The organism is Streptomyces sp. NPDC096136 (assembly GCF_044763325.1).
Lineage (GTDB): Bacteria > Actinomycetota > Actinomycetes > Streptomycetales > Streptomycetaceae > Streptomyces.
The window spans coordinates 304,223-327,991 of record NZ_JBIWFZ010000007.1; the positions used below are offsets into that span (position 1 = coordinate 304,223).

The following is a 23,769-nucleotide window of genomic DNA, read 5'->3' on the forward strand; positions in this document are numbered from 1 at the left end:
CACGAAGAGAGATGATCAGTCGAAAGTCTGGTCAACCGGTCCGGTGCCGGGAAAACCGCCAGGGGTAAGTATGAACTCGGCCATTTCCTCCATTGACGACACCGACCGGGCACTCGTTCACGCCCTCCAGCTCGCGCCCCGCGCCAGCTGGGAGCGGCTGGGCCCGGTGCTCGGGGCCCGCCCGGAGACCCTGGCGCGCCGCTGGGAGCGGATGACGTCCGCCGGGGAGGCCTGGGTCTCGGGGCTGGGGCTGCGCACGGGGAGCCAGGCGCCCTGCATGGCGTGGGTGGAGGTGATGTGCGCGGCGGGGACCTCCCCCGCGGTGGGCGCGGCCCTGGCGGGCGACGCGCACACGATGGGCGTGGAGCACACCACCGGCGGCCGCGACCTGCTGGCCTTCGTGGCCCTGCCGGACCTGCACCTGCTGTTCCGCTACCTGTCCTTCCGGGTGCAGCGGATCCCGGGAGTGACCGGCACCCGCTCCTCGATGGTCACGGTGGTGCACTCGGCCCCCGACCGCTGGCGCATGGACCATCTGTCCCCGGCCCAGGCGGCCCTGCTGACGGGGCGTACGCGGCGCGCCCCCGGTACGCCGGGAGCGGCGGCGCCGCCGGTGGCCCCGGTGTCCGGGGAGGACCGGCCGCTGATGATGGCGCTGGCCGCGGACGGGCGGCGCAGCGTGGCCTCGCTGGCCCGGGAGTCGGGGATGAGCGAGTCGACCGTACGGCGCCGGCTGAGCCGGCTGGAGGCGGGGCAGAGCCTGCGCTACAGCTGTGCGATGGCGTCGGGGCTGTCCGGCTGGCCGGTGTCGGCGACCCTGTGGGCGGAGGTGCGCGAGCACGAGGTCGCCGACTGCGCGGCGGTGGCCGCGGGGCTGCGCGAGACGCGGACCTGCATGTCGGTGAGCGGCACCTGGAACTTCATGATCAGCGCCAGGCTGCGCACCGTGGAGGGGCTGGCCCGCTACACCGCCGACCTGTCCCGCCGGCTGCCGGGGCTGCGCATCACCGACACGGCGGTGGCGCTGCACGTGCGCAAGTCGGAGGCGCAGGAACTGGACCAGACGGGGCGCCGGGTGCGGACCGTCCGGCCGGACATCTGGACGGACCCGGCGCCGGGGGTGGCGGACCGGACCTGAACCGGCGGCGGGGGCGCGGACCGGGCCCCCGGCGCGGGAGGGGTACCGGCCCGGAGCGCGGCGGGAGCCCGCGACGGCGCCCCCGGACGGGCCTGCGGCGGCGGGTACGCCACACCCGCAGTGGGTGGCGTACCCGCCGCCGCACGCCCGCCGGGGGCGGGTGCGCGCGGGCCCAGGGGTCCGCTGGCCCCTTCAGTGCGCGAAGGCCGGTTCGGGGGCGGGATCGGCCGCGGTCTTCCTCGCCCCGAGGTGGTTGAAGGCCAGGTTGAGCAGGATCGCGACCACGCAGCCGGTGCTGATGCCGGAGTCGAGGACGACGAGGAGGTCCTTCGGGAAGGCGTGGTAGAAGTTCGGCGCGGCGATCGGGATCAGGCCGATGCCGACCGAGGTGGCGACGATGAGGGCGTTCTCGCCCTTCTCCATGGCCGCACCCGCCAGGGTCTGGATGCCGCTGGCCGCCACGGAGCCGAAGAGCACGACGCCGGCGCCGCCGAGGACGGGCAGCGGGACGACCCCGATGACGGAGGCGGCCACCGGACACAGGCCGAGCAGGATCAGGATGCCGCCGCCCGCGGCGACGACGAAGCGGCTGCGGACCTTGGTCATCGCGACGAGCCCGATGTTCTGCGCGAAGGCGCTGCACATGAACCCGTTGAACAGGGGGCTGAGCGCGCTGCCGAGGGTGTCGGCGCGCAGGCCGCCCTCGATGGTCCTCGCGTCCGCCGGCCGGCCCACGATCCGGCCGAGGGCCAGGATGTCGGCGGTGGACTCGGTCATGCAGACGAGCATCACGATGCACATCGAGACGATCGCCGCGACGTGGAACTGGGGGGCGCCGAAGTGGAAGGGCGTCGGGAAGCCGACGAGGTCCGCGTCGCGGACGGCGTCGAAGTTCGCCATGCCCAGGGGTATCGCCACGAGGGTGCCCGCGACCAGGCCGAGGAGGATGGAGATCTGCTGGAGGAACCCGCGCAGGAACTTGCGCATCACCAGGACGATCGCCAGGGTGAGGGCCGCCATGCCGATGTTCTTCATGGAGCCGTAGTCGGCTGCGGTGCGGTTGCCGCCCTGGGACCAGTTGAAGGCCACGGGGAGCAGCGAGACGCCGATCAGGGTGATGACGGTGCCGGTGACCACGGGCGGGAAGAACCGGACGAGCCGGCCGAAGTAGGGGGCGGCGAGGAAGCCGACCAGTCCGGCGACGATGATCGCGCCGAAGATGACGGGGATGGCGTCGTGCCCCTGGCCCTTGCCGATGGCGATCATCGGGGTGACTCCGGCGAAGGAGACGCCGTTGACGAAGGGGAGTTTGGCGCCGATCTTCCAGAACCCGAGGGTCTGGAGGAGGGTGGCGAGCCCTGCGGTGAAGAGGGACGCGCCCATCAGGAAGGCGGTCTCGGTCGCCGAGAGCCCCACGGCGGGGCCGACGATCATGGGCGGGGCCACGACACCCGCGTACATGGCGGCCACGTGCTGGAGGCCGCTGGTGAACATTCTGAGCGGAGGCAGGGTCTCGTCGACCGGGTGCTTCTCCTCCGGTACTGCGACTGCGTCTTTGCGGAACCTGGGCGCATCGGCCACGGCTTCCTCCGGTCGGTTAAACACGTCGGCAGGGACGTGGGTGTCAGGGAGGTGGTGCGAAAGCGGTGCTGTTCGAGCCTGTGTGCAGTTGTGGGTGGAGCTACTTCTCGTCCCAAGGGGTGCGGAATCGATTCGCCCAAAAACCGTTCCCGCGCGGTGGATCCAGCCCGGTCAGGGCTGGGGGTGCCGTGGCGGTGGCGCGGATGGCGCGCCGTGCTGGAAAGGGGTGTCACGCGTCACCGCCCCCGGGGGCGCCGTCGGATCTCTCCTCGGGCGCTTCCCGGGAACGGCTGCCGCGGACCCCGCTCGGGTCCGCGGCGGCCGGCCGGGGGCCGTCCCCCCCGGCCGGACTCCGTGGGGATCAGCCCTGCGCGGAGATCCGCGCCAGGCGCTGGGCCTCCTCGCGGGTGGACACCGCGATGGCGTCCTCGTCCGCGAAGAGCAGCCGGTTGTTCTCGACGATCTGCTTGCCGTTGACGAACGAGGCGGTGACCGGGGCGGCCGCGCCGAAGACGAGCGCGGTGACCGGGTCGGCGATCGAGGAGTGCAGGAAGGTGTTCAGGTTCCACAGGACCAGGTCGGCGCACTTGCCGACCTCGAGCGAACCGATGTTGTCGGCGCGGCCGAGGACCTGGGCGCCGCCGTAGGTGCCCAGGCGCAGCGACTGGCGGGCGTTCAGCGCGGCCTCGCGGTGCACCGGGTTCAGACGGTTGATCAGCAGCGCGTTGCGCAGCTCGGTGTGCAGCTCGCCGGACTCGTTGGAGGCGGTGCCGTCCACGCCGAGGCCGACCGGGACGCCGGCGGCCAGCATGTCCGGGACGCGGGCGATGCCGGCGGCCAGACGGGCGTTGGAGGACGGGCAGTGCGCGACACCGGTCTTGGTGCGGGCGAACGCGGCGATGTCGGAGTCGTTCATGTGGACGCTGTGCGCCATCCACACGTCCTCGCCGAGCCAGCCGGTCGACTCGAAGTAGTCGGTCGGGCCCATGCCGAAGAGCTCGTGGCAGAACTTCTCCTCCTCGACGGTCTCCGAGCCGTGCGTGTGCATCCGCACACCGAGGCGGCGGGCCAGCTCGGCGCCCTGCTTCAGCAGCTCGGTGGAGACCGAGAAGGGGGAGCACGGGGCGACGGCGACCTGGGTCATGGCGTCGAAGGAGGCGTCGTGGAACTTCTTGATGGTCGCCTCGGTGTCCGCGAGGGCACCTTCGAGGGTCTCGACCGCGTGGTCCGGCGGCAGGCCGCCGTCCTTCTCGCTGCGGTCCATGGAGCCGCGGGCGAGGGTGAAGCGGACGCCCATCTCGGAGGCGGCGCGGATGATCGCGCCGGAGAGGTCGCCGGAGTTCTTGGGGTAGACGTAGTGGTGGTCCATCGCGGTGGTGACACCGCCGCGGGCCATCGCGGCCAGGGAGCCCTGGGCGGCCGTGTACGCCATCTGCTCGTCGATGCGCGCCCAGGTCGGGTACAGCGCGACGAGCCAGTTGAAGAGGTTGTGGTCGGTGGCCAGGCCACGGGTGATCCACTGGTAGAAGTGGTGGTGCGTGTTGACCAGACCGGGGGTCACGAGGTGCCCGGTGCCGTCGATGCGGCGGACGACGTTGTCGAGGTTCTCGGGGGCCCTGCCCGCGCCGACGAACTCGATCCGGTTGCCTGCGATGACGACGTGACCCGAGGCGTACTCGGTGTCGTTTGCGTCGACGGTCGCGATCGCACAGTTCTCGATGACGATGCGCTCTACGGCGCCGTCATGGGCTGCCGATGCTGTCATGGGACTTCCTCGTGCTTTCAGTGGCGGTGCGGGCGCGGCAAAACCCTGGGGATTTGAGTGCCGGAGCCGGGGGCCTGACAGCTGACAGTACTGCCGCCCCGTGTGATGCGTCCGGGTGCCGATTCAGGAAGCTGTGGGTGTGTCGCCCCGGGGCCACTGCGGAGCCCCGGGACGCGCGTGCACTGCTCAGAGGTTGGTCATGTCCACGGGGATACGGGCGTCAGCGCCGTCGCGGAGGACCGTCGCCTCGATCAGACCGTAGGGGCGGTCCGCGGCGAAGTAGACCTCGTTGTCGTTCTTGAGGCCGAAGGGCTCCAGGTCGACCAGGAAGTGGTGCTTGTTCGGGAGCGAGAAGCGGACCTCGTCGATCTCCGAACGGTGGTTGATGATGCGCGAACCCATCTGGTACAGGGTCTGCTGCAGCGACAGGGAGTAGGTCTCCGCGAAGGCCTGGAGCATGTGCTTCCTGGTCTCGGCGTAGGACTTCTCCCAGTTGGGCATCCGCTGCTCGTCGTCCGACCAGTTGAAGCGCCAGCGGCCCGACACCTGGGTGGCCAGGATGCGGTCGTACGCCTCCTGCAGGGTCGTGTACTTGTCCTTCACGTAACCCCAGAACTCGGAGTTCGTGGAGTTCATGACGATCAGGTCCTTGAGGCCGGAGATGACCTCCCAGTTCTGCCCGTCGTACGTGATCTGGGTGACGCGGGTCTCCATGCCCTTGCGGACGAAGGAGTGGTTGACCTCGTCGGAGCCGATGAACTTGGAGTTGGCGTCCGAGGTGGCGATCCGGTCCCAGGCGTACTCCTCGATCCGGATGCGCGCGCGCTGGATCGGCTCCTGGCTGTTCACGAACCAGCGGGCCAGGTGGATGCCGAACTGCTCGGCGGACTCGATGCCGTACTCCTTGGCGAACGCGTACACCGTGTTCTTGGTGGTGTCCGTGGGGAGCACGTTGGCGTTCGAGCCGGAGTAGTGGACGTCGTCCATGTCGCCGGAGAGGGCGACCGAGACGTTCAGGTCCTTGATGTGGTGCGTGTCGCCGTCCCGCGTGATCTTGACGACGCGGTTCTCTGCTTTGCCGTACTGGTTCTGGCCCAGAATCGTGGCCATGCTAGCTCCCTCGGTAAACGGAGTAGCCGAACGGGTTGAGCAGCAGCGGTACGTGGTAGTGCTCGCCCGGGTTCACCGCGAAGGTGATGGTTACCTCGGGGAAGAACGCACCGCTGTCCCTTACGCGGGGGGCGTCCTGCTGCGCCTCGGCTTGCTTCTTTGAGAAGTACGTCTCGGTCTCGAAGTCGAGACGCACGTGTGTGGTGCCCTCCGGCAGGGCCGGCAGGTCCTTGCAGCGCCCGTCGGCGTCGGTGGCGCTGCCACCCAGGGCCGCCCACTCGCCGTCGAGGCCCGCGCGGGCCGACAGGGAGATGGCGACGCCCTCGGCGGGGCGGCCGATGCTGGTGTCCAGAATGTGCGTGGACACCGACGCGGTGGTCTCGGTGCTCATGTTCACTCTCCTCCTGCGAGCTCGACGAGTCGGGTCAGACGGATCCGGTTGATCTTCACCAGCTCGCCGCGCGCGATCTCTCGCTCCTGCTCGGCGGAGTGGTCGATCCGGACCTTGACCGCGTCCCGCATGAACTCACCGGTGGCACCGGTGGCGCAGATGAGGAACACGTGGCCGAACTTCTCCTGGTAGGCCAGGTTGAGTTCGAGGAGCTCGTTCCTGAGCTCCTCCGAGGCACCGGCCATGCCACGCTGCTCGCGGGCGGAGGTCGGGTCTCCCGGCTTCGGCCGGCCGATCGGCGCGTGGCCTCCCATCGCCTCGCCCAGGTCGTCCGCGGTGAGTTCCGCCATGGCGGCCTCGTTCGCGGCGTACAGGGAGTCGGCGGTGGCGAAGGGGCGCTGGGCGAGCATCTTGCTCCCCCACGCCGCACTGGCGCACACCTCGTGCAGCTCGGCCGTGGCCTCGCTGTCGTCCAAGGCGTTGAACCGGGTCAGACCCGGGGTCGGGCTCGAAGTCACGGTAGGCCTCCGTGGCCTGTTGTTGCTTTGACGGGCTGCGCATAGCTAACGCCCTCGGCAACACGGCGTCAACACTTTGTTGAAATTTCCCGTACACAAAAGCCGCCGCCCGGGTGAATTGGGCGGCGGCTCGTGACCGCCGGTGGAGCGTCCCTCACTCCTGGCTGTTCTGCTTCCCCGCCTTGCCGGGGTTTTCCCGGTTCAAATAGTTGTAGACCGTGAAACGGCTGACGCCCAGGGCTCCCGCGACCGTTTCCACGCCGTGGCGCACGGAGAAGGCGCCCCGCGCCTCCAGTATGCGCACCACGTCCTGCTTGGACTTCCGGTCGAGCTGCGCCAGCGGCATGCCGTGCCGTCGCTCCAGCGCCGCGAGGATGTGGTCGAGCGAGTCGGACAGCTGGGGGAGCCGCACGGCCACCACCTGCTCACCCTCCCACGCCAGTACGACGTCGTCGGGCTCGGCCCGGGCGGGGTCCATCAGCTCGCCGCCCATCGCGTCCACCAGCGGCTTGACCGCGGCGACGAACGGGTGGTCGCGGGGCTCGGTCATGCTCCGCCCTCCCCGATCACGTTGACCTGGAGCGAGACGCGCGTGGCGCCGGCGTCCAGCGCGTCGCGCAGCAGCGCGGCCACCGCGCCCAGCACCCGGTCGGAATCGCCCTCGGCGGTATTGCCGAAGGGACCCACGTCGACCGCGTCCAGCTGGGCCTTCTGGATGACCTCGCGCGCGGCCACGGCGTGGGCGGGGGCCTCTTCCAGGTCGAAGGGCTCGGTCGTGAACTCCACTCTCAATCGCACACCGCCAAGCTACCGGGCAGTCCTGAGATTCCGGGAGTCGGCACTTGACAAGTCCGGCGCTCTGCTTGCAGTCTTCCATCAAGCAGAAAGTAACTTCCGCAATACGGAAGGAGCGCACACCCCTCATGGGATACACGGACCAGCGCTTCGATGTGAACCTTTCGATCCTCTTCACGGAACTCCCGCTCCTGGAGCGCCCCGCGGCCGCCGCCGCGGCGGGCTTCACCGCGGTCGAGCTGTGGTGGCCCTGGATCGAGACCCCCACCCCCGCTCAGGAGGAGCTGGACGCCCTCAAGAAGGCTCTTGAGGACGCCGGCACCCAGCTGGTGGGCCTGAACTTCTACGCCGGCCGGCTCCCGGGCCCGGACCGCGGCGCGGTCTCGGTGCCCGGCGAGGAGTCGGACCGCTTCAACGCCAACATCAACGTCGCGGCGGACTTCGCCGCCTCGGTCGGCTGCAAGGCGCTCAACGCCCTCTACGGCAACCGCGTCGAGGGCGTGGACCCGGCCGTCCAGGACGAGCTGGCCCTGAAGAACCTGGTCGTCGCGGCCCGGGCCGCCGACCGCGTGGGTGCGGTCCTCCTGATCGAGACCCTCAACAAGCCCGAGTCGCCGCTCTACCCGCTGGTGAGCGCCCCGGCCGGCATCGAGGTGGTGGACAAGGTGAACGAGGCCACCGGCCTCGGCAACGCCAAGTTCCTCCTCGACCTGTACCACCTGGCGATGAACGATGAGGACCTCTCCGAGGTCATCGAAAAGTACGCCGCCAAGACCGGGCACGTCCAGATCGCGGACAAGCCCGGACGCGGTGCCCCCGGCACCGGAGAGCTGCCCCTCGAGGACCTCCTCGACCAGCTCAGGAAGGCCGGCTACCAGGGCTTCGTCGGCCTGGAGTACAAGGCGGCCGACGCCGCCGCGTCCTTCGAGTGGCTGCCGGCCGAGGCCCGCGCCGCCGGGTAAGAGGACAAAGTCCGGGCGATCGGCCAGGCACCCCACGCACTTTTCGTACGAAGCATTAAGAGAAGGACCCTCATCATGAGCAACCTCCCGAAGATCGCCTGGATCGGCCTCGGCATCATGGGCTCCCCCATGTCCGAGAACCTGCTGAAGGCCGGCTACTCGGTCACCGGCTTCACGCTGGAGCAGGACAAGCTGGACCGCCTGGCCGCCGCCGGCGGCACCGCCGCCGGCTCGATCGCCGAGGCCGTCGCGGACGCCGACGTCATCATCACGATGGTGCCCGCCTCCCCGCAGGTCGAGGCCATCAACTACGGCCCGAACGGCATCCTCGAGAACGCCAAGTCCGGCGCGCTGATCGTCGACATGTCCTCGATCACCCCGCAGACCTCCGTCGACCTGGCGAAGAACGCCGCCGAGAAGGGCATCCGCGTCATCGACGCCCCGGTGTCCGGCGGCGAGGCCGGCGCCATCGAGGCCGTCCTGTCGATCATGGTGGGTGGCGAGCAGGCCGACTTCGACGCGGCGCTGCCGATCCTCGAAACCCTCGGCAAGGTCATCGTCCTGTGCGGTCCGCACGGCTCCGGCCAGACGGTGAAGGCCGCCAACCAGCTCATCGTCGCGGTGAACATCCAGGCGTGCGCCGAGGCCGTCGTCTTCCTGGAGAAGTCCGGCGTGAACCTCGAGGCCGCCCTCGACGTCCTCAACGGCGGTCTGGCCGGCTCCACGGTCCTGACCCGCAAGAAGGACAACTTCCTGAACCGCGACTTCAAGCCCGGCTTCCGGATCGACCTGCACCACAAGGACATGGGCATCGTCACCGACGCCGCCCGCAACGTCGGCGCCGCCCTGCCCGTCGGCGCGGTCGTCGCCCAGCTGGTCGCCTCCCTGCGCGCCCAGGGTGACGGCGGCCTGGACCACTCCGCCCTGCTCCGCGCGGTCGAGCGCCTCTCCGGCGCCCAGGTCTGATCCCGCCGCGGCCCGCTCGCCCGGGCCGCCTCCCCCCTCACGGGGGCCCGAGTTTCCGGATGGTGCCGGTGCTGACACCTGTCCTGTCGCGCCCAAGCGCCGGCACCGTCCGGATCACCTCCCCCTTTCTTTCTTTCAACAAACTGTTGACGTCGAGTTCACGCCGAAATTAGGCTGTTCCGCATGACGGAAGACGCTTTCCGTCAGCAGTCACCCGTACGGAAGGTCACCATGTCGAAGCGCACGCTGACGACCGAGTCCGGCGCCCCGGTCGCCGACAATCAGAACTCCGCCACCGCCGGCGTCGGTGGCCCGCTCCTGATCCAGGACCAGCAGCTCCTCGAGAAGCTCGCCCGGTTCAACCGTGAGCGCATCCCGGAGCGTGTGGTGCACGCCCGCGGCTCGGCCGCGTACGGCTACTTCGAGGTGACCGACGACGTCACCGCCTACACCTCGGCCGCGTTCCTCTCCGAGGTCGGCAAGAAGACCGAGACCTTCCTGCGGTTCTCCACCGTGGCCGACTCCCTCGGTGGCGCGGACGCCGTCCGCGACCCGCGCGGCTTCGCGCTGAAGTTCTACACCGAGGACGGCAACTACGACCTCGTCGGCAACAACACCCCGGTGTTCTTCATCAAGGACCCGATCAAGTTCCCCGACTTCATCCACTCCCAGAAGCGCGACCCGTTCACGGGCAAGCAGGAGCCTGACAACGTCTGGGACTTCTGGGCGCACGCCCCCGAGGCGACGCACCAGATCACCTGGCTGATGGGTGACCGCGGCATCCCGGCGTCCTACCGCCACATGAACGGCTACGGCTCCCACACCTACCAGTGGACCAACGCCCAGGGCGAGGCCTTCTTCGTCAAGTACCACTTCAAGACGAACCAGGGCATCCGCTGCCTGTCGGGCGAGCAGGCCGCCGAGCTCGTCGGCAAGGACGCGAACTCGCACCAGACCGACCTGCTCCAGGCCATCGAGCGCGGTGTGAACCCGAGCTGGACCCTCTACGTCCAGGTCATGCCGGCCGCCGAGGCCGCGGACTACCGCTTCAACCCGTTCGACCTCACCAAGGTGTGGCCGCACGCCGACTACCCGCTGCAGCGCGTGGGCCGCCTGGTCCTCGACCGCAACCCGGACAACGTCTTCGCCGAGGTCGAGCAGTCCGCGTTCTCCCCGAACAACTTCGTCCCGGGCATCACCGCCTCGCCGGACAAGATGCTCCAGGGCCGCCTCTTCGCCTACGCCGACGCCCAGCGCTACCGCCTCGGTGTGAACCACACCCAGCTGCCGGTCAACGCCCCCAAGGCGACGAAGGCCGACAACTACGGCCGCGACGGCGTCATGGCGCTGCGCAACGGCTCGCGCCACGACAAGAACTACGAGCCCAACTCGTACCAGGGTCCGGCCGAGACCGGCATAGCCCTGGGCGCCCCGAAGGCCGTCTCCGGCTACACGGGCACCCACGAGGCCCCGGCCCACACCAAGGACGACGACTTCTTCCAGGCCGGCGAGCTCTACCGCCTGATGTCGGAGGCCGAGAAGCAGCGTCTGGTGGCGAACATCGCGGGCGGCCTGTCCCAGGTCACCCTCGAGGACGTCATCGAGAAGAACCTGGCTCACTTCCACGCCGCGGACGCCGACTACGGCAAGCGCGTCGAGGAGGCCGTGCGCGCCCTGCGCGACGCCTGAGCCCCACAGATGTACCGGGGGTCTGACGGGAGGTCAGGCCCCGGGTGCTGAGCCCGCACCGCGGACCCGGATGAGGGGTGGTACGCGGTGGGGGCCGGACGAGGACCGTGGCGGGCGAGCGAGCCAGTGCGGTGGTAATGGGTTCCGAGGCCCGTCTCTTGACCTGAGGGAGACGGTGCCGGAGTTCTCGTCGCCCGCCCGCCACGGTCCCAGCCACTCCTCTGTATACGGGGCCGCGCACAGAGTCCCCTTATACAGAGGAGAAGAACCGACACCTCCCCCATGTCTCCGCCCGGCGGTGCGAACGTCCTGTCGCGCCAGCCTCGCTCCGTCGGGCGGTAACCACCAGAGCGCCGAGTCACGGACGGTCCCGTGACTCGGCGCTTTGCCGTCGTCTCCCCTTACTGGGCGCGCGCGGTGCGCGGCAGGCGTACGGAGAGCAGCAGGGCGACGGCCAGCAGCCCGGCCGTCGCCAGGACCGTGCCGCCGAGCGCGGCGCCCGGGCTGCTGCCGTGGTCGGCGAAGGCGGACCAGACGGTGACGAGCAGGGCCACGCCCACGGCGTTGGCCAGCTGCTGCACGGCGTTGAGCACGCCGGAGGCGGAACCCACCTCGGGCTCGGCCACCCCCGCGAGGATCACGTCGAACAGCGGCGGGATCACCAGGCCCATCCCGAGCCCCGTGACGAAGGTGCCCGGCAGCAGCCGCCAGCCGTCCACCGCCCCGTCGGCGGTGGCGGCCAGCAGGACCAGCCCGAGGGCGGTGAGGACGATGCCCGCCTGGATCACCACCCGGCCGTGCTTCTGCGCGAGCCCTCCCGCCGGGCCCGCGGCGACCGCGATCCCCAGGGCCAGCGGGGCCACGGAGTACCCGGCCCCGGCCGGCGAGAGCCCCAGCGGCCCCTGGAAGAACAGGGACAGGACCAGCATCAGGCCCGTGAAGGCGGCGAAGAAGGCGACGGCGACCGCGATCCCGCCCGTGTAGCCGCGGTCGGCCAGCAGGGCCGGGGCCACCAGGGGCGAGGGGCGCCGCCGCTGGAGCCGGGCGAACAGCCAGAAGCCCAGCGGCCCGGCGGCCATCAGAGCGAAGCTCCAGGCGGGCCAGCCCAGCTCCCGCCCCTGCACGAGGGGGTAGACCAGGGCCCCCGAGGCGGCGCCCGCCAGCAGCATGCCCGGCACGTCGAGCCGCGCGCCCCCGTCGGGGACCGTGCGCGGGATCCAGCGGACCGCGCCGGCCAGGGCCGCCAGGCCCAGCGGGACGTTCACCAGGAAGACCAGCCGCCAGCCGCTGCCGAAGAGGTCGGCCCCGGTGAGCAGGCCGCCCAGGACGGGGCCGCCGACGGCGCAGACCCCCATAACGGGCCCGAACAGGCCGAAGGCCCTGGCCTGTTCGGGGCCCTCGAAGACCTCCTTGACGATGCCGAAGCCCTGCGGCAGCAGCAGCGCGCCGAAGGCCCCCTGGGCGGCGCGGGCGGCGATCAGCCAGGCGGGTCCCGGGGCGGCGGCGCACAGGGCGGAGGCGAGGGTGAATCCGGCGGCGCCCAGCAGGAAGAGCCGGCGCCGGCCGAAGCGGTCCCCGAGCCGTCCGGCGGTGATCAGCAGGACGGCGAAGGGCAGGGTGTAGGCGGCCTGGAGCCACTGGGTGGTCGACGGGCCGCCGCCCAGATCGGCGGCGATCGCCGGGGCGGCCACCCCGGTGACCGTCGCGTCGAGCAGGTCCATGACCTCGGCGGCCAGGACCACCGCCAGGGCGCGCCGGCGGTAGGGATACGGGTGGTTCACGACAGGGGTCCCCCAGAAGCGTCGTTGCGGCAGCACGGACATCACGAACACCGGAAACGTCACGAACAGCGTTCGTCACGAACAACGTTCGCTACGAACACCGTTCGTTGTCAAGTGCTAGCCTGTTCCCATGCAGACGCCCCCGCCCCGCCGGAGCACCCGCTCCCGCCCCGCCAAGTCCCCGCTCAGCGAGGCCGCCGTCGTCGAAGCGGGCCTGCGGGTCCTGCGGCGCGAGGGGGTGGACGCCGTCACGATGCGCAAGGTCGCGGCCGAGCTCGACACCGGCCCCGCGTCCCTCTACGTGTACGTCTCCCAGCGCGGTGAACTGCTGCGCCTGATGCACGACGCCGTCATCGCGACCGTGCCGCTCCCGGCGATCGATCCGGGACGCTGGCGCGCACAGCTCACCGCCCTGATCACGGACGTGGTGCGCGCGCTGGGCGCCCACCCCGGCATCGGCCGGGTCTCCCTGGGCGACATCCCCACCACCCCGGCCTGGCTCGGCCTCTTCGACCGCGTCCTCGGGCTGCTCCTGGCGGGCGGGATCGAACGGCAGCGCGCGGCCTGGGGCTGCGACCTCATCGCCCTGCACATCGGGGCGGTCACCTACGAGGTGGACTCCGCCGGCCCGGCCGCCGGCGACGGCGAGGAGGCCCTCCAGGGCGCCCTCGACGCCCGCCACGCCCGGGTCGGGATCGAGGAGCGCCTGGCCGGCCTCGACCCCGCCCGGTACCCGCACCTGGCCGCCGGCGCGGCCGAACTGGCCGCCGGACCGGCGTCGGCGCGGCTCGCGCTCGGCATCGACGTACTGATCGGCGGACTGGCCGGCGGACCGGCCTGAAACGCGGACCGGCCCCCGCCCCTCCTGACGGAGGGGCGGGGGCCGGTCGGCCGCTGCGGGTGATCAGACCTGGAGGGCCTTGATCGCGGTCGGGGCGTGGCCCGGCTCGGTCGCGAGCTCCTCGAACTCGGTGACGTCGCTCATGTCGACCGTCTTGCTCATCGCGATGTTGGTGACGCGCTCCAGGATGGCCTCGACGACGACCGGGACCTGGAACTCCTGCGCGAGCTTCTTGGCCTCCTCGAAGGCCTCGCCCAGCTTGTCCGGGTCGGTGACGCGGATGGCCTTGACGCCCAGGCCCTCGGCGACCTTGACGTGGTCGACGCCGTAGACGCCGATCTCCGGGGTGTTGATGTTCTCGAACTCGAGGTTGACCTCGAAGTTGATGCCGAGGCCGCCCTGCGCCTGGCGGATGAGGCCCAGGTAGGCGTTGTTCACGAGGACGTGGACGTAGGGGACCTTGTGCTGGGCGGCGACCGCCAGCTCCTCGATCATGAACTGGAAGTCGTAGTCGCCGGAGAGGGCGACGACGGGGGTCTCGGGCTGCGCCGTGGCGGCGCCGATGGCGGCCGGGATGGTCCAGCCGAGCGGGCCGGCCTGGCCGCAGTTGACCCAGTGGCGCGGCTTGTAGACGTGCAGGAACTGCGCGGCCGCGATCTGGGAGAGGCCGATGGTGGTGACGTAGCGGGTCTCCGGTCCGAACGCCTTGTTCATCTCCTCGTAGACGCGCTGCGGCTTCATGGGGATGTTCTCGAAGTGCGTACGGCGCTGCAAGGTGGCCTTGCGCTCCTGCGCGGAGGCGGCCCAGGCGGAGAAGTCGGGGAGCTTGCCCTCGGCCTTGAGCTCCTTGGCGACCTCGATGAAGAGCTCCAGGGCGACCTTGGCGTCGGAGGCGATGCCGAAGTCGGGGGCGAAGATCTTGCCCAGCTGGGTGGGCTCGATGTCGACGTGGACGAACTTGCGGCCCTTGGTGTAGGCGTCGAGGTTGTAGCCGGTGTGGCGGTTGGCCCAGCGGTTGCCGATGCCGATGACGGTGTCCGACTCGAGGAACGTCGCGTTGCCGTAGCGGTGGGCGGTCTGGACGCCGACCATGCCGGCGGCCAGCTCGTGGTCGTCCGGGATGGTGCCCCAGCCCATCAGGGTGGAGATGACCGGGATGTTCGTCAGCTCGGCGAACTCGACCAGCAGGTCGGAGGCGTCGGCGTTGATGATGCCGCCGCCGGCGACGATCAGCGGGCGCTCGGCCTCCAGCAGGAAGCCCAGGGCCTTCTCGGCCTGGGCGCGGCTGGCCTGCGGCTTGTAGACCGGCAGCGGGGTGTAGGTCTCGGGGTCGAACTCGATCTCGGTCAGCTGGACGTCGATCGGCAGGTCGATCAGGACCGGGCCCGGACGGCCGGAGCGCATCAGGTGGAAGGCCTGCTGGAAGACGCCGGGGACCTGCGCGGCCTCCAGGACCGTGGTGGCGGCCTTGGTGACGGGCTTGGCGATCGTGGCGATGTCGACGGCCTGGAAGTCCTCCTTGTGGAGCTTCGAGACCGGCGCCTGACCGGTGATGCAGAGGATCGGGATGGAGTCCGCGATGGCGGAGTACAGGCCGGTGATCATGTCCGTGCCGGCCGGGCCCGAGGTGCCGATGCAGACGCCGATGTTGCCCGCCTTGGCGCGGGTGTAGCCCTCGGCCATGTGCGAGGCGCCCTCGACGTGACGGGCCAGCGTGTGCGCGATTCCGCCCACGTTCTTGAGCTCGCGGTAGAACGGGTTGATCGCGGCACCGGGCACGCCGAACGCCTGTTCGACACCCTCGAGCTTGAGGATCTCAACGGCGGCAGCGGCGGCTGTCATACGAGGCATCAGGTTCTCCTGCGGGTCTGGCGGTCAGACTTTTTCCGGCATCCGGAATTTTTGTTCTGCTATACGAAACAAGCTAAGTGTCGACTTCCCGCACGTCAAGGCGGTGGGGTACCTCGGAACCCACCAAAAGCCGCATCTCTTTCGGTGAGTTGCACAAATGACCGGGCCCGGAGGGTGAATCCGCGGGAATCGGCCGGCTCGACCGCCGCGGCGGTCGCCGGTGGTGGAGCATGGACCCACGCACAGCTACGGAGGGGGTCCAGGGCTCATGGCGGAAGCGGTACCGGTGCGCTGCCCGGCGTGCCAGCGCGAGAACGGCTACGTCTCCCCGGTCTTCCCGTGTGCCTGCGGGAGCCCGGTCACCCCGCCGCTGGACCTGACGGCGGCGCCCCTGCCGCTGACCCACCGGACCTGGCAGGACAGCTGGGTGACGGTGCGGTGCGGGTCCTGCGGGCAGGAGAGCGAGTGGCCGCACCCGGAGGTCGGGTGCGGCTCGTGCGGGACGGTGGTGCTGGTACCCGTACGGCGGCCGGGACGGCCGGGGGCGGATCCCGGGACCGGGCCGGACGCCGGGGCGGAGCCGGGGACGGGGTCCGGTGTATCCGGTGTACCGGACGGGGCGGGCGCGGGGGACGGCGTACGCCGCGACGGGCCCCCGGCGAACCGAACCCCGGCCGCCCCGGGCGGCGGATCCGCCGCGGCCGGCGGCACCCCGGTGCGGGGTCCCGCCTCCCGGGCGCCGTTCCGGCCGGTGACCATCCGTACCGCCCGGGACGCGGTGGCGGCGGCCGCCCTGTACCTGCGCTGGCTCGGCTTCCGGGACGTCCGCCAGCCCGACGGGGTGCCGATCCCCTCGGCGGCGGTGGACCTGCGGGCCCCCGGAGTGGTGGCGCAGGTGGATCCGACCACGGCGCCGGCCGGGCTGCGGGCGGTGGAGTGCGTGTGGCTGAACGGTCTGACGGCCTCGGCGACCGCCGTCTACTTCGCCCTGGCGGGGTACACGGAAGAGGCCCGGGGGCGCGCCGACGACCTGGGGATACCGCTGTTCGTCATGGACCTCACGGGCATGCCGCAGCCGGTCAACGACCCGGCGGACGCACTGGTCGGACGGGGGGCCTAGGCTCGGGGGCTGTTCGCACGTGTTGTCCGATCGTTTCGCCCCTGCCTGCCGAGGAGAGCCCGATGAGCCTGTACGACATCCCGCTGACCACCCTGGACGACGAGCCCACCAGCCTGGCGGCCCACCGGGGCAAGGCCATCCTGCTGGTGAACACCGCCTCGCAGTGCGGGCTCACCCCGCAGTACTCGGGCCTGGCCCGGCTCCAGTTCGCGTACGAGGCGAAGGGCTTCACCGTGGTCGGCGTGCCCTGCAACCAGTTCGGCGGCCAGGAGCCGGGCACCGCGGAGGACATCCAGACCTTCTGCGCGGCCGGTTTCGGCGTGACCTTCCCGATGCTGGAGAAGACCGAGGTGAACGGCGAGAACCGGCACCCGCTGTACCGGGAGCTGGTGAAGACCCCGGACGCCGACGGTGAGGCGGGGGACATCCAGTGGAACTTCGAGAAGTTCCTGATCTCCCCCGCCGGCGAGGTCGTGGCGCGCTTCCGCCCGCGCACCGAGCCGGAGGCTCCCGAGGTCATCGCCGCCATCGAGGCGCAGCTGCCGGCCTGACCCGCGGCCGTACGGGCGCCCGGCGGACCGGGCGCCCGGCCGTCACGGGGCCGCGCCGTCAGGGGGCCGGGCCGTCAGGGCCGGGGCGGGCCTCATCCCGCCAGATCGGCCTCGTCGTACTCCTGGGTGGAGCCGGCGGCCGTCAGGTCCCGCAGCTCCACGCGGCGGATCTTCCCGGACACGGTCTTGGGGAGCTCGGCGAACTCGATGCGCCGGATCCGCTTGTACGGGGACAGGACCGCCCGGGAGTGCTCGAACAGCAGCCGCGCGGTCTCCTTCCCGGGCTCCCAGCCGGCGGCGAGGGTGATGTAGGCCTTCGGCACGGCCAGCCGCAGCGCGTCCGGGGCCGGTACCACGGCCGCCTCGGCGACGGCCTCGTGCTCCAGCAGGGCGCTCTCCAGCTCGAACGGGCTGATCTTGTAGTCGGAGGCCTTGAAGACGTCGTCGGCCCGGCCGACGTAGGTGAGGTAGCCGTCGGCGTCGCGCGAGGCGATGTCCCCGGTGCGGTAGAGCCCGTCCGCCATGGCCTCGGCGGTGCGCTCGGGGTCGTCGCGGTAGCCGGTCATCACCCCGGCGGGGGCGCGGCGCAGGTCCACGCACAGCTCCCCCTCGTCGGGGGACTCCTTGCCGGTGACGGGGTCCAGCAGCACGATCCCGTACCCGGGCGCGGGGCGGCCCATGGATCCAGGCTTGACTTCGGCGCCGGGGAAGTTGCCGACCTGGAGGGTGGTCTCGGTCTGCCCGAACCCGTCGCGGATGGTGATGCCCCAGGCCTCCTTGACCCGTTCGATGACCTCGGGGTTCAGGGGCTCGCCGGCCGCCACGGCCTCGCGCGGGGGCCGGCGGAGCGCGGTCAGGTCCGACTGGATCAGCATCCGCCAGACGGTGGGCGGGGCGCAGAAGGTGGTGACCCCGCCGCGGTCCATCTCGGCCATGAGCCGCTGGGCGTCGAAGCGGGTGTAGTTGTGGACGAAGACGGTCGCGCCGGCGTTCCAGGGGGCGAAGAGGTTGGACCAGGCGTGCTTGGCCCAGCCGGGCGAGGCGATGTTGAGGTGCACGTCGCCGGGGCGCAGACCGAGCCAGTACATGGTGGAGAGGTGGCCGATGGGGTACGAGGCGTGGGTGTGCTCGACGAGCTTGGGGCGGGCGGTGGTGCCCGAGGTGAAGTAGAGCATCAGCGGGTCGGAGGCGAGGGTGGCCCCGTCGGGGCGGAACCCGCTGTCGGCCCCGGCCATGTCCGCGAGCCGCAGCCAGCCGGCCGGGACCTCGTCCCCGGCGGCGATCCGCGTGTAGTCGCCCGCCACCTCGTCGAACTTGGGGGTGTCCTCGACGCGCGCGATCACGTGGCGGACGTTGCCGCGCTCGATCCGGTCGCGCAGGTCGGCGGGGCCGAGCAGCGGGGTGGCGGGGATGACGACGGCGCGCAGCTTCATGGCGCCGAGCATCACCTCCCACAGTTCGCGCTGGTTGCCGAGCATGACCAGGATCCGGTCGCCGGCGGCGACGCCCCGCTCGCGCAGCCAGGTGGCGGCGGACCCGGACCGCAGCCGCATCTCGTCGAAGGTGACGGCTTCGGTGGTCCCGTCCTCCTCGACGATCCGCAGCGCGTCGGCGCCGTTGCCCTCCGCGATGCGGTCGAACCAGTCGAACGCCCAGTTGAAGCGCTCTGGGCGGGGCCAGGTGAATCCGTCCCGGGCGGCCTCGTACCGCCCTCGGTGGGCGAGCAGGAAGTCCCGTGCGGCCAGGAAGCCTTCGGTGGCGCTGTTCTCCGTCATGGGAGGCATCGTGCCGCGCCGGACGGGCCCTCCACCAGGGCGGCGTCAGCCTCGGATTGACCCGAAGCGCACCTTCCCGGGGCCCTCGCCCATCGCGGCGAGCATCGCCTCGCCCTCGGCGGCGATCTCCTCCTCGACCGCGCCCGTCACCTCGCGGAACAGCTCCACGGTGACCCCTCCCGCCCCACCGGCCCACACCCCGCCCAGGAACCCGTCGACCATCAGCACGCACCGGCTCTGGTTCCCGTGCGCGTTCAGCCCCTTGAACTCGGGCGGGACGACGCGCGTCCGGTCGGCGTGCGAGAGGAGCAGGTTGTCGAACTCGGGGAGGAAGCGGGGCGGCGCCGGGGTGTCGGGGTCGGGGCGGGGCGCGTCGGGCAGGTCGAACAGCTCGACCCCGTTCTCGTCGCGGAAGGTCACCAGGCGCGGGCGCAGCCGCTCGAAGGCCTCGCGGAGCCGGGTGATCCCGGCCCAGGTCTGCATGTCCTTGACGGAGGCGGGCCCGAAGGCGCCGAGGTAGCGCAGCACCACCGCGTCGATCCCCTCCGGCTCCTCCCTCGGGGACTGCCCCACCCACGTCTCCAGGGTGGTCAGCCGCACCTGCCCGCTGCGCCCCCACACCCCGCGCGGGGTCACCTGCACGAGCGGCAGCAGGCAGCGCGCGGCCACGGACAGCGACTGCGGATCGGCCCCGGGCCACTGCCGCAGCAGTTCCTCGCGGATCTCCCCCATGGTCCGGGGCTCCTCCTCGACGAACCTCCGGGCCCGCTCGGCCAGCACCCCGAGGTCGACCCCGGCCAGCCCCTTCCGGAAGTACCCCACCTCCCGGTCCCGCGCCGCCTGCACCAGGGGCCTCACCATCAGGGCGTCCGACGCCGTGTGGGTGTGGATCGTCGACCGCATGGTCACCATCCGCACGACGTCCCGCTCCTCCATCAGCCGCCCGAGCTCCCCGGGCCGGAACCCGGCGAGCCGCGCGTACAGCTGGTAGTAGGGCGGCTTGACGTTCTGCGCCTGCAGCCCGAGCAGGTGCGCGACGGCGTCGTACGCCGACATCGCGGAGCGGCTCAGCAGCAACTGCCGGTCGAGCGTGGCACGGTTGAGCGCACGGACACCGAGAACGGAACGCGGAGAAGAGGCCATACCCGCAACCTAGCCCCCGTTGCGGACACCTTCTGTCCGCAACCACCGGCTGAACCGCGCTGTCCGAGCCCCGCCCCCGACCCGTCCCGCCGCCGCTCCGAACCGTCCTAGCCCAGCCCCACGGCGGTCGCGAGGCCCCTGCCCCAGGCCCCGGCCGGCCCTGGCCAGCTGAGGGGCGTGAAGAACGCCGCCACCAGGAAGACTGCGGATGCCGCGATGCTGAGCAGGAACGCGGGGACACCGGCGCCGGCCTCCGAGTCCCGGTCCAGCATCACCGTGGCCGCCTTCCTCGCGAGGGGCGTGCCGAAGATGACCACCACCGCGCCGGCGAGGGCCGTGCCCGACGTGAACAGCAGCACCCCCCAGAGACCGGCGTCGGATCTGAAGGCGACGCGGTTGGTCGTGACGACGAGCTGGCGCAGTTCCTCGCGGACGGCACCGAGTTGCGCCTCTGCTCTCGCCAGGACGTCGGAGAACTCGTCCGCCTCCTGCCTGTCCCGCTGCGAGTCGGCGGGACCGGTCCGAGGAGTTCCCCGCCCGTCGCGTTCGACGTCCCGCCGACGACGCGCCAGCTCCTGCTGCGCCTGGGCGAGCAGCGCTTCGGCCTTGGCGCGCTCCTCCTCGGCCTTCCGCACGGTCCGTTGGGCCTGCATGACGAGCAGCTCGGCACCGCGCAGCCGGTCCGCGAACTCGGCGTGGGCCTCGGCACGCGCCTCGGCCTTGGCCCGGCGGGCCTGCGCCTCCAACTCCGCGCAGCGGGCGGTCCCCCCGGTCGTCCCGGCCGCTCATCGTTCGCTGGTGTGCTGGTCCCTGGCCGCCTGATAGATCCGGGCGTTGTCCTTCGCCCGCGCCTCCAGGCGCGCCCCTCCGTTGATCAGCTGTCCTTCGGACATCCGCCGCTGCCAGCCTTCGACCAGGCCCTGGAGCTCGTCGGCGGCTTCCGGGTGCTCACCCAGCAGCACCGCGAACCGGCCGACCCACTGCCCCTCCAGCCGTCCGGCGGGGTCGGGTCCGCCGCCGGCGTCGAGCACGCTGGTCCGTGACGCGTCCAGTTCCCGCTCGACCTCCTCGACGGCCTGCGGGCGGAAACGGCGCCAGACGGTCACGACTCCGTCCCGCGTCTGCTGCCCTCCCTCACCGACGAGCAACCCGACACCCGTAAGGGGTAACGCCGTTGCCGCTCAGCGCGTGGGGGCGTCCCCGCCGTTGGGGCCGTCCGCGAGGGGCATGAAGCCGATGCACTCCACGTCGATCTGGTCGGCGAGTTCCACCAGTGCGTCGGCCAGGCCGAGGGTCGTGCCCGGGTCGAGGTCCGTCCCGCCGTCGTACACCGACTCCAGCCAGCCGCCGGCGAGGCGCCGCAGCAGGGCGGTGACCTCGTCGGCGGGGATCAGCAGACCTCCGCCCGCCACCGAGACCAGGGGTACGTACGCGTTCATGGCGCCACCTCCTCCGCTCCGCGCTGCGCCGGACGGCGCACGTCAGCTGTCGGGCCCGGCCGCAGCGATGGCCGCGAGCGCCGAACCGGGGTCCTGCTCCACCACGAGGTCGCCCAGGCTGAGGACGCCGACGAGCTCTCCTTCGTCGGTCACCACGGGCAGGCGGCGCAGCGCCTTGCGCCGCATGAGGGCGATGGCCTGGTCGACCCCGTCGTCGGGACGGACCGTGACGGGGTCGGTGCTGCAGACGGCCTGCACGGTCGTCTCACCGGGGTCCCGGTTGTCGGCCATGGCGCGGACGACGAGGTCCCGGTCGGTCAGGATGCCCCGGAGCCGGCCCTCGTCGACGACGAGGACGTCGCCGATGTCGGCGTCCCGCATCACCCGGGCCGCCTCCGCCAGCGAGGTCGTCTTCTCGACGGTCACCGGATTCCCGGTCATCACCTCACGCACACGACGGGCCATGGTTCCTCCCAGTGCCGGACACGGTCCCACCTGGCAGTTACCCGCCCCGGGCCGGGCCAATCGCCGCCGCCCCGGAGCCGGTGGCCGACGGGCGGGCGGCGCGCCGGCGCCTCGGGGGCCTCAGGCGGCTCAGGCGCCTCAGGCGGCGGGCAGGACGGCGTCGAGGCGGCGCAGCGCGGCCCGGCGCTGGACCAGGGCCAGACCCGCCACGCCCGCGCCGAGCGCCAGCCAGCCGGCCGGACCCGCGGCCATCACGGCGCCGGTCAGCAGCAGTGGCCCGACGGCCTTCTGGGCGGACGGGGAGATGCCGGCCACCCCCAGGTACGAGGCCCTGGCCTGCTGCGGCGCGAGGGAGACGGCCAGCTCCCAGGAGCAGACCGAGCGCACCAGCTCGGCGGCGGTGACCAGGACCGCCGCGCCGAGCAGGATGGCGGAGGCGGCCCAGGGGCCGTGGGCGGGGGTGAGCGCGAGGAGCGCGCAGGCGGCGAGCAGGAAGAGCCCGTACCAGGCGACGGCGCCGGCCGCCTGGCGCGGGGTGCCCACCTTCGCGGACACGGTGAGCTGGAGGACGACGACGAGGACGGTGTTGACGGCGAGGAAGGCCGGGACGACGGCGTGCGGCGCGTCGGTGTGGTGGACGAGCCACAGGGGCAGGCCGACGTTGAGGAGGGAGTCGTCCAGGTTGAGCGGCATGTCCAGCAGGACGAAGCGGAGGTAGGCCCGGTCCCGCCACGGGCTCCTGCGGCGGGACCGGGCCTCCCCGCCGGGGGCGGTCTCCCCGTGCGGGGTGGCGCCCTGCGCCGGTCGCGCGGGGGTGACGAGGCGTCCGTGGCCGTGCGGTTCCCGTGTGCGCCACACCAGCGCGGAGGCCGCCAGGAAGGAGAGCGCGTTGCCGAGGATGAGGACCTCGTAGGCGCCCCGGGTCCCCACGGCGAGGCCGATGGCGGCGATGCCCGCGCCCACGGCGTAACCCGCGTTGGCGGCGCTGCGCGACAGGGCCTGGTAGGTGGCGCGGCGCTCGCCCGCCACCCGGGTGGCGAAGAGCATTTCGAGGGTCTTGGCCGCGCGGTCGCCGAGGTGGGTGAGGGCGACGATCGGCAGGAGCAGCTCGAAGCGGGTGACGGCGAGCATCGCGCAGAGGGCGGCCAGCCGCAGCAGGTGACAGGCGATCAGGAGGGGGCGGACGGGGAACCGGTCGGCCAGGTGGCCGGCGACCGGGGAGCCCGCGATGCCCGCGATCGCGCCGACGCCGAGCATGAGGCCGAGGCGTCCGGCGTCGAGGCCGACGACGAACGTGAAGAAGAGGACGGAGGAGGCGGCCCAGACGCCCGTTCCGGTGCGGTCGAGGAGCTGGGCGAGCAGCATGATCCGCGCGTCGCGGCCACCGGGCGGCCGCCGCAGCTGCGCGACCAGACCACCCGACCCACCACCGCCCGCCGCGACCGAAGCCGGGGCCGGGGCCGGGGCCGGGGTCGGGGTCGCGACGACCCTGTCCGCGTCCGGTTCCGCCCCCGGCTCGGGGCCCGGATCCGCCCCCGCCCCCGCACCCGCGCCCACGTCGGCCCGGCGCATGCCCGACCCCGCAGCCGCGACCGCAGCCGGGGCCGGGGTCGCGTCCGGCTTCAGGGCCGGATCGGCGCCCGTGCGAGCGCCCGGACCGCCCGGGGCCGCGTCGCCCGCCGGGCCCGCGTCCGGGCGCGGGCCCCCGGCCCCGCCCGTTCCGGCGTCCCCGCTGCCGCCGGTGTCCTTCTCCTGCCCTGCCGTACCGCGCCGCCCCATGCCGGGCCTCCGTCTTCCCCCGTCCGAAAGTATCTCGATGTCGAGATACCAGGCGGTAGCCTGCCCTCCCCACTATCTCGACGTCAAGATATTTCGAGCGCGTGTGGAA

At 71.8% G+C, this 23,769-nt stretch carries 23 protein-coding genes; 7 read left to right on the forward strand and 16 right to left on the reverse strand.

Features of this window, described 5'->3' with window-relative positions; translation table 11 throughout:
* The first annotated feature begins 70 nt into the window (after positions 1-70).
* Positions 71-1,138 (forward strand): Lrp/AsnC family transcriptional regulator, encoded by a 1,068-nt coding sequence (locus ACIRBY_RS18020; RefSeq protein WP_403901531.1) that lies wholly within the window; start codon positions 71-73, stop codon positions 1,136-1,138.
* 192 nt (positions 1,139-1,330) lie between these two features.
* Here ACIRBY_RS18020 and ACIRBY_RS18025 read toward each other — a convergent pair whose 3' ends face one another.
* The 7 genes from ACIRBY_RS18025 to ACIRBY_RS18055 all read right to left on the reverse strand — a co-directional run bounded on the left by ACIRBY_RS18025 (position 1,331) and on the right by ACIRBY_RS18055 (position 7,301).
* On the reverse strand, positions 1,331-2,719 hold the full coding sequence (locus ACIRBY_RS18025; RefSeq protein ID WP_403901533.1) for a nucleobase:cation symporter-2 family protein: 1,389 nt from the start codon (positions 2,717-2,719) through the stop codon (positions 1,331-1,333).
* A 361-nt stretch (positions 2,720-3,080) separates the two neighbouring features.
* Entirely contained in the window at positions 3,081-4,484 is a 1,404-nt protein-coding gene (locus ACIRBY_RS18030; protein ID WP_403901535.1) for an 8-oxoguanine deaminase, read from the reverse strand.
* A gap of 186 nt (positions 4,485-4,670) precedes the next feature.
* Positions 4,671-5,594 carry a factor-independent urate hydroxylase gene (gene pucL / locus ACIRBY_RS18035; RefSeq protein ID WP_042818818.1) on the reverse strand — a complete coding sequence of 308 codons (924 nt, stop codon included), beginning with the start codon at positions 5,592-5,594 and terminating at the stop codon, positions 4,671-4,673.
* 1 nt (position 5,595) lies between these two features.
* The gene (gene uraH / locus ACIRBY_RS18040) at positions 5,596-5,985 is read right to left on the reverse strand and encodes a hydroxyisourate hydrolase (RefSeq protein ID WP_007267387.1); all 390 of its coding nucleotides are present in this window, start codon (positions 5,983-5,985) and stop codon (positions 5,596-5,598) included.
* Between the two features lie 2 nt (positions 5,986-5,987).
* Positions 5,988-6,503, reverse strand: a complete 516-nt coding sequence (gene uraD / locus ACIRBY_RS18045; protein ID WP_403901537.1) for a 2-oxo-4-hydroxy-4-carboxy-5-ureidoimidazoline decarboxylase — start codon at positions 6,501-6,503, stop codon at positions 5,988-5,990.
* A gap of 154 nt (positions 6,504-6,657) precedes the next feature.
* On the reverse strand, positions 6,658-7,053 hold the full coding sequence (locus tag ACIRBY_RS18050) for a helix-turn-helix domain-containing protein (protein ID WP_403901538.1): 396 nt from the start codon (positions 7,051-7,053) through the stop codon (positions 6,658-6,660).
* A complete protein-coding gene (locus ACIRBY_RS18055; RefSeq protein WP_403901540.1) occupies positions 7,050-7,301 on the reverse strand; it encodes a hypothetical protein in 252 nt (83 codons plus the stop codon). Before ACIRBY_RS18055 ends, ACIRBY_RS18050 begins: the two co-directional genes overlap by 4 nt.
* A 125-nt stretch (positions 7,302-7,426) precedes the next feature.
* Here ACIRBY_RS18055 and ACIRBY_RS18060 point away from each other — a divergent pair, with 125 nt between their 5' ends.
* From ACIRBY_RS18060 to ACIRBY_RS18070, 3 genes are all read left to right on the forward strand, one after another.
* Positions 7,427-8,260 (forward strand): TIM barrel protein, encoded by an 834-nt coding sequence (locus ACIRBY_RS18060; RefSeq protein WP_403901541.1) that lies wholly within the window; start codon positions 7,427-7,429, stop codon positions 8,258-8,260.
* Between the two features lie 75 nt (positions 8,261-8,335).
* Positions 8,336-9,226, forward strand: a complete 891-nt coding sequence (locus ACIRBY_RS18065) for a 2-hydroxy-3-oxopropionate reductase (protein ID WP_366452894.1) — start codon at positions 8,336-8,338, stop codon at positions 9,224-9,226.
* A 231-nt stretch (positions 9,227-9,457) separates the two neighbouring features.
* Positions 9,458-10,915, forward strand: coding sequence for a catalase (locus ACIRBY_RS18070; protein WP_403901644.1), 1,458 nt, complete (start codon positions 9,458-9,460; stop codon positions 10,913-10,915).
* A 401-nt stretch (positions 10,916-11,316) separates the two neighbouring features.
* Here ACIRBY_RS18070 and ACIRBY_RS18075 read toward each other — a convergent pair whose 3' ends face one another.
* Positions 11,317-12,696 carry an MFS transporter gene (locus ACIRBY_RS18075; RefSeq protein ID WP_403901543.1) on the reverse strand — a complete coding sequence of 460 codons (1,380 nt, stop codon included), beginning with the start codon at positions 12,694-12,696 and terminating at the stop codon, positions 11,317-11,319.
* A 130-nt stretch (positions 12,697-12,826) separates the two neighbouring features.
* Between ACIRBY_RS18075 and ACIRBY_RS18080 the strand changes: the two genes are divergently transcribed.
* Positions 12,827-13,537, forward strand: a complete 711-nt coding sequence (locus ACIRBY_RS18080; protein WP_403901545.1) for a TetR/AcrR family transcriptional regulator — start codon at positions 12,827-12,829, stop codon at positions 13,535-13,537.
* A gap of 63 nt (positions 13,538-13,600) precedes the next feature.
* On the opposite strand, the gene gcl is transcribed toward ACIRBY_RS18080, so the two are convergent.
* Positions 13,601-15,388, reverse strand: coding sequence for a glyoxylate carboligase (gcl, locus tag ACIRBY_RS18085; protein WP_403901546.1), 1,788 nt, complete (start codon positions 15,386-15,388; stop codon positions 13,601-13,603).
* A gap of 268 nt (positions 15,389-15,656) precedes the next feature.
* Here gcl and ACIRBY_RS18090 point away from each other — a divergent pair, with 268 nt between their 5' ends.
* Positions 15,657-16,508: a hypothetical protein gene (locus ACIRBY_RS18090; protein WP_403901548.1), complete on the forward strand. Its 852-nt coding sequence runs from the start codon at positions 15,657-15,659 to the stop codon at positions 16,506-16,508.
* A gap of 62 nt (positions 16,509-16,570) precedes the next feature.
* On the forward strand, positions 16,571-17,059 hold the full coding sequence (locus ACIRBY_RS18095; protein ID WP_403901549.1) for a glutathione peroxidase: 489 nt from the start codon (positions 16,571-16,573) through the stop codon (positions 17,057-17,059).
* Between the two features lie 92 nt (positions 17,060-17,151).
* On the opposite strand, the gene ACIRBY_RS18100 is transcribed toward ACIRBY_RS18095, so the two are convergent.
* From ACIRBY_RS18100 to ACIRBY_RS18130, 7 genes are all read right to left on the reverse strand, one after another.
* Positions 17,152-18,834, reverse strand: coding sequence for an AMP-binding protein (locus tag ACIRBY_RS18100; RefSeq protein WP_403901550.1), 1,683 nt, complete (start codon positions 18,832-18,834; stop codon positions 17,152-17,154).
* Positions 18,835-18,879: 45 nt separating this feature from the next.
* Positions 18,880-19,977 (reverse strand): winged helix DNA-binding domain-containing protein, encoded by a 1,098-nt coding sequence (locus ACIRBY_RS18105; RefSeq protein ID WP_403901551.1) that lies wholly within the window; start codon positions 19,975-19,977, stop codon positions 18,880-18,882.
* 107 nt (positions 19,978-20,084) lie between these two features.
* Positions 20,085-20,723, reverse strand: coding sequence for a hypothetical protein (locus tag ACIRBY_RS18110; RefSeq protein ID WP_403901552.1), 639 nt, complete (start codon positions 20,721-20,723; stop codon positions 20,085-20,087).
* Between the two features lie 39 nt (positions 20,724-20,762).
* Positions 20,763-21,083 carry a hypothetical protein gene (locus tag ACIRBY_RS18115; protein WP_403901553.1) on the reverse strand — a complete coding sequence of 107 codons (321 nt, stop codon included), beginning with the start codon at positions 21,081-21,083 and terminating at the stop codon, positions 20,763-20,765.
* A gap of 75 nt (positions 21,084-21,158) precedes the next feature.
* Positions 21,159-21,416, reverse strand: a complete 258-nt coding sequence (locus tag ACIRBY_RS18120) for a DUF6213 family protein (RefSeq protein WP_403901554.1) — start codon at positions 21,414-21,416, stop codon at positions 21,159-21,161.
* Positions 21,417-21,458: 42 nt separating this feature from the next.
* Entirely contained in the window at positions 21,459-21,881 is a 423-nt protein-coding gene (locus ACIRBY_RS18125) for a CBS domain-containing protein (RefSeq protein ID WP_403901555.1), read from the reverse strand.
* A 138-nt stretch (positions 21,882-22,019) separates the two neighbouring features.
* A complete protein-coding gene (locus ACIRBY_RS18130; RefSeq protein ID WP_403901556.1) occupies positions 22,020-23,660 on the reverse strand; it encodes an MFS transporter in 1,641 nt (546 codons plus the stop codon).
* Between the last annotated feature and the right edge of the window lie 109 nt (positions 23,661-23,769).